13 protein-coding genes and 1 pseudogene are annotated in these 13,267 nt (G+C 73.4%); 4 read left to right on the forward strand and 10 right to left on the reverse strand.

The genetic code is table 11. The annotated features are described in order from the left end of the window. Positions 1 to 99: 99 nt before the first annotated feature. The 7 genes and pseudogenes from ABZ934_RS12300 to ABZ934_RS12330 all read right to left on the reverse strand — a co-directional run. A pseudogene (locus ABZ934_RS12300) lies at positions 100 to 252 on the reverse strand (transposase); the annotation flags it as partial. 8 nt (positions 253 to 260) lie between these two features. Continuing rightward, complete coding sequence (locus tag ABZ934_RS12305; RefSeq protein WP_361311939.1) at positions 261 to 1,496, reverse strand: cytochrome P450; 1,236 nt, start codon at positions 1,494 to 1,496, stop codon at positions 261 to 263. After that, positions 1,493 to 2,731, reverse strand: a complete 1,239-nt coding sequence (locus tag ABZ934_RS12310) for a cytochrome P450 (RefSeq protein WP_361311941.1) — start codon at positions 2,729 to 2,731, stop codon at positions 1,493 to 1,495. The genes ABZ934_RS12305 and ABZ934_RS12310 overlap by 4 nt, the downstream gene beginning before the upstream one ends. Further along, positions 2,728 to 3,345, reverse strand: coding sequence for an ATP/GTP-binding protein (locus ABZ934_RS12315; protein ID WP_361311942.1), 618 nt, complete (start codon positions 3,343 to 3,345; stop codon positions 2,728 to 2,730). Before ABZ934_RS12315 ends, ABZ934_RS12310 begins: the two co-directional genes overlap by 4 nt. Next, positions 3,326 to 3,679 (reverse strand): DUF742 domain-containing protein, encoded by a 354-nt coding sequence (locus ABZ934_RS12320; RefSeq protein WP_361311944.1) that lies wholly within the window; start codon positions 3,677 to 3,679, stop codon positions 3,326 to 3,328. The genes ABZ934_RS12315 and ABZ934_RS12320 overlap by 20 nt, the downstream gene beginning before the upstream one ends. Continuing rightward, positions 3,676 to 4,077: a roadblock/LC7 domain-containing protein gene (locus ABZ934_RS12325; RefSeq protein ID WP_136214855.1), complete on the reverse strand. Its 402-nt coding sequence runs from the start codon at positions 4,075 to 4,077 to the stop codon at positions 3,676 to 3,678. Before ABZ934_RS12325 ends, ABZ934_RS12320 begins: the two co-directional genes overlap by 4 nt. Beyond that, complete coding sequence (locus ABZ934_RS12330; RefSeq protein ID WP_361311945.1) at positions 4,074 to 5,642, reverse strand: ATP-binding protein; 1,569 nt, start codon at positions 5,640 to 5,642, stop codon at positions 4,074 to 4,076. The genes ABZ934_RS12325 and ABZ934_RS12330 overlap by 4 nt, the downstream gene beginning before the upstream one ends. Before the next feature lie 263 nt (positions 5,643 to 5,905). Here ABZ934_RS12330 and ABZ934_RS12335 point away from each other — a divergent pair, with 263 nt between their 5' ends. Together ABZ934_RS12335 and ABZ934_RS12340 are read left to right on the forward strand one after the other, a co-directional pair. After that, positions 5,906 to 6,805, forward strand: a complete 900-nt coding sequence (locus ABZ934_RS12335) for a hypothetical protein (protein WP_361311947.1) — start codon at positions 5,906 to 5,908, stop codon at positions 6,803 to 6,805. Next, the gene (locus ABZ934_RS12340) at positions 6,802 to 7,614 is read left to right on the forward strand and encodes an alpha-L-glutamate ligase (protein WP_361311948.1); all 813 of its coding nucleotides are present in this window, start codon (positions 6,802 to 6,804) and stop codon (positions 7,612 to 7,614) included. The genes ABZ934_RS12335 and ABZ934_RS12340 overlap by 4 nt, the downstream gene beginning before the upstream one ends. A 45-nt stretch (positions 7,615 to 7,659) precedes the next feature. Here ABZ934_RS12340 and ABZ934_RS12345 read toward each other — a convergent pair whose 3' ends face one another. Next, positions 7,660 to 8,733 carry a DUF2330 domain-containing protein gene (locus tag ABZ934_RS12345; RefSeq protein WP_361311949.1) on the reverse strand — a complete coding sequence of 358 codons (1,074 nt, stop codon included), beginning with the start codon at positions 8,731 to 8,733 and terminating at the stop codon, positions 7,660 to 7,662. A gap of 115 nt (positions 8,734 to 8,848) precedes the next feature. On the opposite strand from ABZ934_RS12345, the gene ABZ934_RS12350 reads away from it, so the two are divergent. After that, a complete protein-coding gene (locus ABZ934_RS12350; RefSeq protein WP_361311950.1) occupies positions 8,849 to 9,328 on the forward strand; it encodes a hypothetical protein in 480 nt (159 codons plus the stop codon). A gap of 288 nt (positions 9,329 to 9,616) precedes the next feature. Here ABZ934_RS12350 and ABZ934_RS12355 read toward each other — a convergent pair whose 3' ends face one another. Next, positions 9,617 to 10,426: a hypothetical protein gene (locus ABZ934_RS12355; protein ID WP_361311951.1), complete on the reverse strand. Its 810-nt coding sequence runs from the start codon at positions 10,424 to 10,426 to the stop codon at positions 9,617 to 9,619. A gap of 145 nt (positions 10,427 to 10,571) precedes the next feature. Here ABZ934_RS12355 and ABZ934_RS12360 point away from each other — a divergent pair, with 145 nt between their 5' ends. Next, the gene (locus ABZ934_RS12360) at positions 10,572 to 12,032 is read left to right on the forward strand and encodes a condensation domain-containing protein (protein WP_361311952.1); all 1,461 of its coding nucleotides are present in this window, start codon (positions 10,572 to 10,574) and stop codon (positions 12,030 to 12,032) included. On the opposite strand, the gene ABZ934_RS12365 is transcribed toward ABZ934_RS12360, so the two are convergent. Further along, on the reverse strand, positions 12,033 to 13,253 hold the full coding sequence (locus ABZ934_RS12365) for an RNA polymerase sigma factor (protein ID WP_361312190.1): 1,221 nt from the start codon (positions 13,251 to 13,253) through the stop codon (positions 12,033 to 12,035). Between the last annotated feature and the right edge of the window lie 14 nt (positions 13,254 to 13,267).

Raw genomic sequence — 13,267 nt, forward strand, 5'->3', positions numbered from 1 at the left:
TGATCTTGGCCAGTGCTCCGCCCTTCAGGGCGGGGGTGAAGGCCCTCTTTGGCCCGGAGGCGCGGAGCGCCGGAGTGCCCTGCGTCTCCGGGGTGACGGTCAGAGGGGACGCTGCTGGTTTTCGATGTACTGCTTGACGACGGTCAGGGGTGCGCCGCCGCATGATCCCGGGAAGTGGGAGCCGGACCGGAAGTGTCCGCCCCACAGGTAGCGGCGGACGTGGCTGTCGTACTCCTGGCGCGGCCTGCGGGAGCGGGCGCTCAGCGCAGGCGGACCGGGAGGTCGAAGAGGTCGTTCTGGGTCAGGATGGGCTTGTTGCGCAGTTCCTCGCGCGGGACGGCGAGCGCGAGGTCGGGGAAGCGGGCGTAGAGCGCGGGGAGGGCGACGAGCGCCTCCAGGCGGGAGAGCGCCGCGCCGGGGCAGACGTGCGGGCCGTGCCCGAAGGAGATGTGCCGGTTGGGGGTGCGGGTGACGTCGAAGTCACCTGCGTCCAAACCGTGTTGGCTCTCGTCCCGGCCGATGGCGCCGAAGGAGACGATCAGGCCCTCGCCCTTCGGCAGGGTCCGGTCGCCCACCTCGATGTCCTCGGCGGCGAAGCGGATCAGGACGTGCGAGGTCGGGGTGGACCAGCGCAGGGTCTCCTCGATGACGTTCTCCCACGGCACCTCGCCCTTGAGGACGCGTGCGCGCTGCCCGGGGTGGGTTTCCAGGGCCACGACGGCGTTGACGATCAGGCTGATGGTGGTCTCGTGACCGGCCGCGACCATCAACTGGAGGGTGTTGGTGATCTCCTCGGTGGTGAGGTGGTCGCCGTTCTCCGAGGCCGCGAGCAGGGCGCTGGTCAGGTCGTCGCCAGGGTTCTTCCGCTTGGACTCCACGATCCGGGAGAACAGCGCCGACAGGTCGGCCATCATCTGCGGCACCTCCTCCGGCAGCGTCTGCGTCGAGAAGAACTTCTCGAACAGCGCCTTGAGGCGCGGGTGTTCCGCGGCGTCCACGCCCATGAGCTCGCTGATGACGTTCATCGGCAGCGGGTAGGCGAACTCCGCCTTGAGGTCCACGGTGGCTCCGGCCGGGTGCTCGGCCAGCCGGTCGAGCATCCCGTGCGTCAGGGCCTCGATGCCCGCGCGCAGCTTCTCCACCCGGCGGACGGTCAGGGCCTGCGCGACGAGGGTGCGCAGGCGCCGGTGCTCGTCGCCGTCGACGGTGAGCATGGAGCGGCCGGGGTTGGCGAGGCCGATCAGCGGCCAGTCGGCGGGTATCTCGCCGCGCTGCCAGGCGCCCCAGACGTTGATGTCCTTCACCAGCCGCGAGTCGGTCAGCAGCGCCCGGGCCTCGGCGTGGCGGGTGACGGCGTGGACGGCGACGCCGCCGGGCAGGACGACCCGGGCCAGCGGTCCGGCGGCGCGCAGCGCGGCGCTCTCGGCGTCGAGGTCGGCGACGAAGGGGTCCAGGGTGATGGCGGCGGGTCCCGTGTGGTCGATCGGGCACGTCATCCGGAGGCTCCAAGGGCGGGGGTCGGGGTGTAGGTCACGGGCAGCGCGGAGAGGCCGCGCAGCCAGGGCGAGGGCCGCCGGGCGAGGTCGGCGGCGGGCACGGCGAGGTCGACGTCCGGGAGCCGGTCGAGGAGGACCTCGATGCCGGTCCGGGCGATGGCCTCGGCGATCTCCTGCGCGGGGAACGGACAGCGGTGCTCGCCGTGGCCGAAGGAGAAGAAGGCGTTGTTGCCGCCGGTCAGGGCCCCCGCGTCGGTGCGTACCTGCGGATCGGCGTTGGCGGCGGCCAGACCGAGCAGCACGAGGTCGCCCCGGTTGATGCGCTGTCCGCCGAGGCGGGTGTCCCGGGAGGTCCAGCGGCCGGCCACGTTCTGGGTGGGGGTGTCCTCCCACAGGACCTCGTTCATCGCTTCGCCGACGCTGTGCCGGCCGCCCGCGAGGGAGGCGGCGAAGCGGTCGTCGGTGAGCATGAGGCGCAGCGAGTTGCCGATCCAGTCGGCGGTGGGCTGGTGGCCGGCGGCCAGCATCACCATCAGGTCCTGCGCGATCTCCTCGACGGTGAAGTCGCCGCGTCGGGCGAGCATCCGGGAGACGACGTCGTGTTCGGGGCGCACCAGCTTGTCCGCGATCAGCGCGAACATGGACTCGGCGAGGTGGCGCTGGCCGTCGAGGGCGCCCTCCCTGCCGTTGATCATGTCGTTCATGGCGGTGACCAGGCCCGGACCCTGATCGTCGGAGAAGCCGTAGATCCGGGCGAGGACGCGCAGCGGCAGCAGCATCGCGTACTCGCCGACGATGTCGCACTCGCCCTTGCCGCACAACCGGTCGATCAGCTCGTCCGCGAACCGCTCGGCGTGCCCCTTGAGTTCGAAGGGGTCGACGGCTTCCAGCGCGCCGGAGACGACCGCCGCGCGCTCGCGATGGCGTTCGCCGACGGTGTAGAGGATGGAGGGCTGCTTGCGGCCGATCATCGGGAGCAGGGGCCAGTCGGCGGGGATGCGGTCCCACTGGTTCCACAGGTCGGAGTCGCGGGAGAAGAGCTGCGGGTCGCTGGTGACCTGGTGCAGTTCGCGGTAGCCGAGGACCAGCCAGGCCGGGACGTCGCCGTCGAGGACGACCGGGGCGACCGCGCCGTGGTCGCGCCGCATCTCCCGGTACAGCGCGAGCGGGTCGGTCTGGAACCGCGGGCCGCCGAGGTAGACGGGCTGCGGTGCGCGGTCGGTGGGGGTGGTCACGGGGTGGGCTCCGGGGTGTGGGGCGGGGCTGCCGTCTGGAGATGGCGGACGAGGGAGATCAGGACGTCCTTGCTGGACGCGCGCGAGCGGGCGTCGCAGAAGACGAGCGGCACCTCGGGCGGCAGGTCGAGGGCCTCGCGGATCTGTTCGGCGGTGTGGCCGGGGCCGCCGAAGTCGTTGCAGGCCACCACGAAGGGCGTGCCGTGGTGTTCGAGGCGGTCGATGGCGTACCACGAGTCGGCGAGACGGCGCGTGTCGACGAGGACGACCGCGCCGAGGGTGCCGGAGAACAGCCGGTCCCACAGGAACCAGAAACGTTCCTGCCCCGGGGCGCCGAAGAGGTAGAGCACGTTGCGCGCGTCGAGCGTGATCCGGCCGAAGTCGAAGGCGACCGTGGTGGCGCTCTTCCCGATGACGCCGTCGGTGTCGTCGACGCCCTCGCCCGCCTTGGTCATGGTCTCTTCGGTGTTCAGCGGCCGGATCTCGCTGACCGAGCGGACCATGGTGGTCTTGCCCACGCCGAAGCCGCCCACGATGACGATCTTCAAGCCGTTGTCGGCGGTGCTGCTGAGGGTCTGCCGGGTTTCACGCCGGTCAGAGGTTGCGGAGTCCAACGAGCACCTGCTCCAGGATGTCGGGGTCGGGAAGGCGGTACGCCGCACGCGGGTGTCGGGCGCTGATCCGGCCGGTGCCGAGGAGGTCGGCGAGCAGGATCCGTACGATCGACACCGGTAGGCCCAGCTCGGCGGCGATCTCGACGACCGCCGTCGGGTAGTGGCACATCCGCAGGATCGCCGCGTGCTCCGACTGCATGCCGGGCACCGGATCGCATTCGGCGACGATCAGCGTGACGAGGTCGAAGGCGTCCGAACCGGAGCTGCTGCGACCGCCGGTGAGGGTGTAGAGCCGGTCCGGGGAGTCGTCCCGGCCCGGCCTGGTCCGGCTCAACCCCGGGGCCTCGCGATCAAATGCTCGCTGAGCTGCTCCACCAGTTCGGACATGTTGTGGCCGACCAGGCCCGCGTCGGCGTCCTCGGCGGCGACGAGCGCCAGGTGCGCGCCTTCCCCGGCCTCGACGATGAACAGGATGCCGCCGTAGAACTCGGCCATCGCGGAGCGCACTCCCCCGGTGCCGTCGCCGAACTCGATCGACGCGCCGTGCGAGAGGCTCTGGATACCGGCGGCGATCGCGGCGAGCTGGTCGGCCTGGTCGACGGAGAGCTCGGGGGTGCGGCACAGCTTGAGGCCGTCCCGGGACAGCACGAGCGCGTGGCGGGCGCCGGGGGTGCGTTCCAGGAGTCCTTCCAGGAGCCAGCTGAGCGTCTCGTCGGTCGTGGAGCCGGTCATCGCGTGTTGCCTTCCGGGTGCGGGGTGTGCGGGGGCTGCTGCGCCGACGCGCCGCGCACGGCCTGCCGGAAGCTGCCGAAGCGGGCGGCGGACTGGGAGGCGCCGGTCGGGGCGGCCTGGGTACGGGACGCGCGGGCGGCGGCCTCTGGGCCTTCGGGGTGGGCGGCGGCGAGGGTACGGCCGCGGCGGCGCCGGGGCAGTTCCGGGTCACCGGGCCGGGGGTCCCCGTCGGCGGTCGCGGGGTCTTCGGCGGGGGCCGTGCGTACGGCGTCCGGGGCGTCGCCCGCCGTCCAGCGGGTACGGTCCTTCGCGCGCCCGGCGCCACCGGTGTCCGCGCCGTCACCGCGCGGGCGGGACCCGTGGTGCACGGCCGGTTCCCCCGTCCGCTCGCCGGCGGCTCCGGCCGGAGCGGCCACGAGGGCCGGTGTCGGCCCGGCGTCGGCCGGGGCGCGGCTGATCAGCTCCTGCGGCAGCATCATCAGCGCGCCGGTACCCCCGCGCGCGGAGGGTCGGAAGGACACCGTCAGCCCGTGCTTGCGGGCGAGGCGGCCGACGACCGCGAGACCGAGGCGGGTCCCGGAGAGCCCGGCCAGGTCCAGGGACTCGCCCGCCACGGCCTGTTCGGCACGGCGCAGCTGGACCTCGCTCATGACCAGGCCGCTGTCCTCGACGGTGATGCAGACCCCGGCCGGCACCTCCTCCACGTAGACGTGGACTTCGGCGGTCGGCGGGGAGAAGTTGGCGGCGTTGTCGAGGAGTTCGGCGAGGGCGTGCATGACGCCTTCGGCGGCGTGCCCCGCGACGGCGGCGTCACTGGTGGAGTGGAGCCGGACCCGCTGGTAGCCGCCGATCCGGCCCATGGCGCCGCGCAGGATCGACTCCATGACGATGGGCTTCGCCCAGCGACGGCCCGAGCGGGCTCCGGTGAGGACGGCGATGGAGTCCGCGAGGCGACCCGCCTGGGCGGTGCGGTGGTCGAGGTGCAGCAGGTCGCCGAGTACGTCCTCGTCGGCGTGGCGGTGTTCCATCTCGCGCAGGTCGGCCAGCATGCCGGTGGCGAGCGCCTGCATCCGGCCGGCGGCGTTGGCGGCGGCGGCCATGGCGGCGGCCCGTCCGGACTCGGCGCGCCGCAGTTCCTCGCCGAGCCGCTCGCGGTCGGCGAGCCGCGCGACGGTCACCAGGTCGAGCTCGACGGTGTGGGCGGTTTTCAGCCGCTCCAGTTCCGTGGCGTGCTCCAGGGTGAGGCGTGCGTGTTCGGCGGTGCGCGCGGCCGCGTCGCGGGCGGCGTCGGCGGTGAGCCGGGCGAGGTGGCCGTCACGCGTCGCGATGTCGGCGCCCAAGGCGGCGATGCGGCGGCGCAAAAGGCGGCTGGTGCGCGTCAGCCAGGTGACGGCGAAAGCGGCGACGGAGAGCAGCAGCACCCCGAAGACGGAGAACCAGCCGAGGGGGACGCGAACGGTCGACGGGGCCGCGGCCACCGCCGCCGTGCAGAGCACTCCGGCCGGCACGGCCGTGACGAGCAGCGCGAGCGCGGAAGGGCGAAGGGGGGAGGGCGACGCCGTCATCAATCAAAGCCTCAAACCGGGGCGTAAATGGAAGAGAGGGTTCCTGTGGCAACAAGCCCTCACTATAAGAGAATTGTTGATCAGTTTGGAAAGTTCTTGGCGACCGTGACGCTGAGTAATGGCCACTTAAGGCAGTTCTCATGCGTTTTCTGCGGAATCCCCCGCCGCCACCGGACGATCATCACATTGCGGCCATGGCATCCTGTGACGTCACAACTCGCCGGGCGGGATCGGCGGACGTCCGGAAAATATGGGGAAGGTCCATGAGGCTCTGCTTCCTGGTGGAGGAGCACTACCGCCACGACGGCATGCCGAACGAGGTGATCCGGCAGCTGACCGCATGGGGCCACCAAGTGGACGTGCTGCGGCCGGGCGGCTCGCTGCTGCGCATGACCGACCTGGTGCGTACCGGGGTTCACGACGCCTGGGTGCTCAAGACGGTGTCCGGCGGCCCCGGGCTGACCCTGCTCGAAGCGGCCGCCGCCACCGGCATGACCACCGTCAACGACGCCCGGTCCATCCGCGGCGTACGGGACAAGGCGCTGGCCGCCGCCCTGGGACGTGCCCGGGGCCTCCCGCTGCCGCCGACGTACGCCGTGGCGCGGCCCGAGCTGCTCGCCGAGATCCCGGCGTCCGAGTACCCCCTGGTCGTCAAACCCGCGGACGGCAGCTCCGGCCGGGCGGTGCACCTGGTGGCTTCCCCCGACCGGCTCGCCGCGCTGCTGCCCCGGCTTGCCGGCGAGGGCATGCTCATCGCCCAGCCGTACGTGCCCAATTCGGGCACCGACATCAAGGTGTACTGCGTCGGCGGGGAACTGTTCGCCACCGAACGCCGCTCACCCCTGCACCCGGACCGTTCGGTGCGCGAGCGCCGGGTGCCGCTCCCCGCCGAGGTGGCCGCGATCGCCGCGCAGGTGGGCGCGGTGTACGGACTGGACCTGTACGGCCTGGACGTGCTGCTGGGCCCCGAGGGGCCGGTGGTGGTGGACGTGAACGACTTCCCGAGCTTCCGTCAGGTACCCGAGGCCGCCGCCCGCGTGGCCCGGGCCGTCCTCGACCTGGCCCGATCCGGTGGTGCGGGGCCGTGCCCGCCACCGCTTCCCACGTCCCTCCGCCTGTCGATCCCGGCACAGGTCGCGGCCCGGGCGGGTGACGGCGCATGAGGGTCGGTCTGATCACCGCCGACGCCGGGCATCCCCTGCTGGCGGGGGCGGCGGCCGCGCTCGGCCCCGCCCACGATGTGGTGGTGGTGGATCCGCGCGATGCGCAGGGACGGGCGCCGGAGGCCGGGGCATGGGCCGACGTGTACCTCCTCAAGGCCCGCGATCCCCGCGCGCTGGAACTGGCGCGGGCGCTGGAGGGTCGGGGCGCGCCGGTGGTGAACACAGCGGCGGCCACGGCCCGCTGCCAGGACCGCAGGGACATGGCGGAGCTGGCCCGCCGGGCCGGGCTGCCCTTCGCGGCGACCACGGCCTTCCCCTCCCTGGACCGGCTGGCCCGGCAGGTCGGTGCCGGGCCGGGGCTGCCGGGGTTGCCCTGGCCCCTGGTGGTCAAGAGCCGGCGCAGCCGCAAGGGCGACCTGGTGGCACGGGTCGACGACGCGGCGCGGCTGCGGGCGCTGGCGGCCGGGTGGGGCGAGGAACCGGTGGTGGTACAGGGCTTCGCCCCCAACAACGGCTGGGACCACAAGCTGTACGCGATCGGCGACCGGGTGTTCGCGGGCATCCGGCGCTCGGAAATGGCCGCAGATGACCCGGAACCCGCCCTCATCCAGGGGGAGCCACCCTCGGCCTGGACCGAGTTGACGCTCCGCGTCGGCGAGGTGTTCGCGCTGGACGTCTACGGGGTGGACATCATCGACACCGGCGACGGGACCCCGCTGATCGTGGACGTCAACGCCTTCCCGGGCATGCGCGGCCGCCCCGGCGCCCCGGAGGCCCTGGCGGCCCTGGCCCTGCACCGGGCCGGCTAGTGCTGTGACCGGCGCGCCCGGCCCCAGCCCGGGCGCGCCGGGGCACTACGTCCCGGAAAGGGGCCGGACGCTCCGGGCGCCGCGGCGCTTGGCCCGGAGCGCGAGGAGCAGGACGAGGGCCGCCGCGAGCACGACCGCCGCCACGGTGAGGAGCCAGGCGGCGACGCCGCCGACGGTGAGGAGTTCGTCGTGGTAGACGGCCCGCCGGTACGGGGTGTCCTTGGCGGTGGCGCGCAGTTCGTGGTCGCCGTCGATGCGGGCCGGTTCGGGGAACTCCTGCTCGATCGCCGTGAGGAACACCGGCCCGGTGCCCCCGGTGAGTTCCGCCACCGAGCCGCTCGGGGTGACGGTCCCGGCGAAGGCCACCTTCGGCGCGGCTCCGCCGATCGGGGAGACGGGCTCCATCCGGTGGTCAGCGAGGACGTACAGCCCGAGCGACTGGGGCTTCTTGGCCCGCCGGGAGAGCCGCATCGGGTAGACGAGCCGGTCGCTGTCGAAGCGGATGCTCAGCGGGTCCAGGTCCCCGCCCAGCGCCTTGGTCCGGTCGCGGGGGGCGAGGCGGACGGCGACGTACTCCCACTTCTGGTCGACGTACGGTTTGAGCTCGGCGGAGAGCCCGTCCGGCAGTTTGAAACCGTTGGTCTCCAGCCACCGCCGCAGGGCGTCGGGGTCGGTGGCCGTCAGCCGCGCGACATCGAAGTCGCCGAGCTGCTCGCGTCCGACGACGCCCACGGACGGGGCGCCGGCACCGGGCATCGGGGCGCCGACCGCGTCACCGCTCCCGGAGGAGAAGGGCCAGTCGTTCTCGCGCGGCCAGAAGTAGCCGCGCGTCCTGCGCTCGGGCACGGTGAGCCGGGCGAGGTCGGTGAACAGCTCCGCCTTGGCCGTCTCGACCGTGGCCCGCCCGGGCACCGGCATGATCCAGGCGGCCTTCTTGGCGTCCCCGTCGACCCTGAACCGCATCACGATCTGTTCGGTCCGGCCGTCCCAGCGCAGGACGGAGGTCTCCCGGGCGACACCGATCCGGGAGAAACCGTCGGGGATCATGGCTCCGCAGCCGCAGGCGTACGCCGGGCCGACGAGGGACCCCAGTTGCGTCGCGAGCAGGGCGAACACCAAGGTCAGGACTCTTCGTCTTATCTTTGCGTTCCACACGGCCACTGGGACGAACGACCACCGGATCCGGTTCCTCGCCCCCTGGTACGGCCGGGTGCCGGGATCTCATAATTGCGCCATGAGACGGACGGACAAGCCGCTGCGCAGCCCGCTGGTACCCGAGGCGGTGGAGGCCGAGATCGCGCGACACGACTGGGAGTCCCTCCTGTGCGGTTGCGGGCGTTCCGCAGGTCATCTGGAGGAGATGTTGTGGGACGCGGCGGAGGGGCATCCGGCCGCCTTCCACGCCCTGGCCGGTCATGTCTTCACCGAGACCAGGCTCCAGCCGCCCGCGCCCGCGGCCTGTGGGGTGCTGATGGCCGTGTGGGCGGCGGGCCCGCCGCGCGAGACCACCCGGGAAGCCCTGCTCTGGACCCTGCTCGCCCTCCTGGGCACGGAGGACGACGGGGGCTCCCACGAGGCCGGCCTGTACGGACAGTGCGCGGCCTTCGTCCGCAGGGCGCTGCCCACGCTGCGTCGGGAGGCCGCGACCGGCTCCGGCTCGGTGACCGGGGCGTACGCGAAGGGCGTGGTGGAGATCCTCGACCTCTGCGCCTGACGGCTCGGCCCGTCCGTACGGTGGCCCTTCCGGGTGCCGGACCGTACCGGCGCGGTGTCCGTCGTCCGCTGCGGGGGCTGCCGGCCGCCGCCGAACCGACGGCGGCGTTCGGCGGATCGGTGGCCGGTGGCCGGTGGCCGGATCGACGGTGTTCGGCGCCGGGCCGCGCCGATCAGGCCGCCGACCCGGCCCGGTGCCGCTCGACCCGGCCCCGCTGCCGGTGGCGGCCGGTCAGACCGGAGCGCCCCCGTGCGCAGCCGGGCCGGGAGGCGGTGTGGCGGGGGGCGCCTACCGCCGGTCGGTGCGGTGGCGGGGGTGTCGTGCGGCGCGGCGGCGCTTCTCCGCCTCGGCGAGGTCCGCGTGGGCCTGGTCCCGCGCCGCGCGGGCCCGGGCGGCGTCCCGTTCCAGCCGCTCCACCTCCGTGTCCGCCTCGGCGACCCGTTCCAGCGCCCGCTGCCGGGCCTCCTCGGCCGAGCGCAGCTCCTCCTCCCGGCGCTCCTCCTCCCGCCGCGCCTCGGCCTGCCGTTCCGCCTCCCGGGCTCGGGCCGGCGCCCGCTCGGGCCCGGGCCCGGGGCGGGTCCCGGCGGCCCGCGCCACGGCGTCCGGGGAGGCCACCGGGAACGCCGTCCCCACCGCCGGAGCCTTCGTCAGCCGCCCCGACGCCCAGTCCTCGGCCACCCCCGGATCGCCGAGGACCGCGTGCAGGATCTGCTCGACCTCCCGCTCCACCGCCTCCGACACCGGTGTCCCCGCCTCCTCGGCCAGCCGTACGGCCTCCCGCGCTAGCGCCCCGATCACCACGTGCTGCTCGTGCGAGAGGCTTCGTAGCTGCTCCCCGTCCAGGGCCCGGTGCGCCTCCCGCAGCGCCTGGCCCAGCTGCAGGAACTGCTCGGCCTCCTCCGGATCGGCCCGCACCAGCGTGTTCGACGCCCAGGCGGCCAGCGTCGGCCGCCGCAACCCCGCGACCCGTTTCGCGGCGGCCTTGTCCCCCGCCGCCTTCAGCCGGGCCGCGGCCGCGTCCCGCGCAGCGGTGAACCCGGCCGGCGCCGACACGTACAGGGCGTCGATGACCTGCTCGACCTCGTCAGAAGCTTCCACGCCGACCACTGTCGGTCATCACCGCCCTGGTACGACGGATCCCGTCCCCCGCGCGCCGCCCGGTGCGCCACCCCCGTGCGTCACTTCCACGGGTCGGGTGTCGTTAGGCGCACGGGGTTGACTCGGGGGGCGAAGGGATGACGGAATGCGGCAGTTTCCTCTGGAGATGCACACCTTGGCGCCCGGACGGGTGGTCGAGTGGCGGGTGCGGTCCACGGCCGCCCAGGCCACCGGCCCGGGCGGCCCCGCGGGCAGGAGGGCGTCCTTCAATCAGGACAAGCACTTCACGGTGGCCGAGGAGAGCCGTGGCGCCGACCACCCGGTGGCGTCCTGGCTCGCGGTGACGTTCGATGTTCGGGGTCCGCTCGACGAACGGGCCCTCGCCCAGGCCCTGCTGGCGTTCGTCCGCCGGCACGAGGTGCTGCGGTGCGAGTTCCGCCGGCTGGCCGGGGAGTTGGCGTGCGAGCCCCTCGCGGCCGACGAACTCACCCTGGACGCCGTACCGGTGGGCGACTTCCCCACCACCGAGATGCTGCGCGCCTTCCTCGTGGAACGGTTCCGGCGGAGCATCGACACCCTGTCGTGGCCCCTGTTCACGATGGGCGCGGTGTCGCGCGAGGACTCCGCCACCGTCTACCTCGCCTTCGACCACATCGTCTGCGACGGCATGTCGATGCCCATCGTGGTGAACGAGGTGCTCACCTCCTACGAGGCGCTGTGCCGCGGCGAGCGCTCCGCCCTGCCCGCCACCGCGCCCAGCTACCTCGACTTCGCCGAGGAACAGCGGCGCCGCTACCTCTCCATCGACGCGAACGACGAACGGCTCGGCTACTGGAAGTCCTTCATCGCGCGCAACGGCGAGTTCTTCCCGAGGTTCCCGCTGGACCTCGGCGTGGAGCCGGACCGGATGTACCCGATCGTCAACGAGGCGTCGCCGTTGCTGGACGCCGGTGAGGCCGAGGTCTTCGACAAGTCCTGTCTGGCCGTCGACGGCAAGCCGTTCATGGGGGTGCTCGCCGCCGTCGCGCTGGCCCTGCGGGAGGCCGGCGGGCCGGGCGTGTACCGGGGTTTCATGCCGGTCAGCGAGCGCGGTCGCGAGGGCTGGTCCGACTCGGTCGGCTGGTTCGTGAACACCATGCCCATCGAGTTCGACGCCTCCCCCGGGCGGGACTTCGCGGAGGTGATGGCCGGGATCCGGTCGGGGTTCCGGGAGTTGCTCCGCAACATCGACGTGCCGTTCGTACGGGCGTGGGAGCTGCTGGCACCGCAGGAGTTCGCGGCCCGTTCCTGGCCCTACCCGGTGAACTTCTTCTCGTACATCGACATGCGCAAGTGCCGGGGCGCCGAGCGGCACGAGGACTGGCGGCCCGCCACGCACGTGTGGTCGGCGCGCGCGAACGGGGCCTGCTCCTGGTACCAACGCGACGCGGACGGGCTGCACATGAACTCGATCTACGTCGACACCCCGGCCGCGCGCCGCACGATGGGCGCCTTCCAGGAGGCGCTGCGCGAGACGGTACGGGACATCGCGCGCTCCGGCGGTTTCCGGCGCCCGATCGCGCTCACCGCGCCCCGACGGCCATTGGACGCACCCGTCCGGGTCTGATCACAGGGACCGGGCCCGGCCCAGCAGCAGGTCCCGCTCGCGCGCGTTGCGCGTGAGGGAGGCGGCCCGCTCGAACTCGGCGCGGGCCTCGGCGCGGCGGCCGAGCCGCTCCAGCAGGTCCCCCCGTACGCTCGGCAGCAGGTGGTAGCCGCGCAGCGCGGGTTCCTCCGCGAGGGCGTCGACCAGCGGCAGGGCCGCCTCGGGGCCCTCGGCCATGGAGACGGCGACCGCCCGGTTCAGTTCGACCACCGGTGACGGGATCAGCCGGACCAGGCCGGCGTAGAGCGCGGCGATCGTCCGCCAGTCGGTGTCCTCGTACCGGACGGCCGTGGCGTGGCAGCCGGCGATGGCCGCCTGGAGGGAGTAGGGGCCGGTGCCGGCGCGGCTCACGGCCTCGAACCCGCGCCGGACGAGCATGCGGTTCCACTTGGTCCGGTTCTGGTCGGCGAGCAGGACCGGCTCGCCGTCGGGACCGGTGCGGGTCGCCATGCGGGAGGCCTGGAACTCCAGCAGCGCCACCAGGCCGTGGACCTCCGGTTCCCCGGGCATCAGCCCGGCCAGTACGCGCGCGAGCCGCAGGGCGTCCTCGCACAGCGCGGGGCGGACGAGGTCGTCCCCGGCGGTGGCCGAGTAGCCCTCGTTGAAGACGAGGTAGATCACTTCCAGGACGGAGGCGAGCCGCTGTTCGCGGTCGGCTCCGTACGGGACCTCGAAGGGCACGCCGGCCTTGGCGAGCGCCCGTTTGGCGCGGACGACGCGCTGGGCGACGGTGGCGTCGGAGGTGAGGAAGGCGCGGGCGATCTCCTGTGTGGTCAGGCCGCCGACCAGGCGCAGGGTGAGCGCGATCCGGGCCTCCGCGGCCAGGACGGGGTGGCAGGCGGTGAAGATCAGGCGCAGCAGGTCGTCGTCGATGTCGTCCGGGGCCGACGGTTCTGGCGGGGGCGGTACGTCCTCCAGGGCGCGGCCGACCTCCGCGAGCTTGCGCGCGTAGGTCTCCTTGCGGCGGACGAGGTCGACCGCGCGGTGCCGGGCGGTGGCCATGAGCCAGGCGCCCGGCTTGTCGGGAAGCCCGTCCCGCGGCCACTGTTCGAGCGCGGCGACCAGGGCGTCCTGGGCGAGCTCCTCGGCGATGCCGACGTCCCGCACGATCCGGGCCACGCCGGCGATGATCCGCGCGGACTCGATCCTGAACACCGTCTCGACCGCTTGGGCCGGGGTCACTGCCGTCACGGCCA

The organism is Streptomyces sp. NPDC046557, assembly GCF_040645975.1.
Classification (GTDB): Bacteria; Actinomycetota; Actinomycetes; order Streptomycetales; family Streptomycetaceae; genus Streptomyces.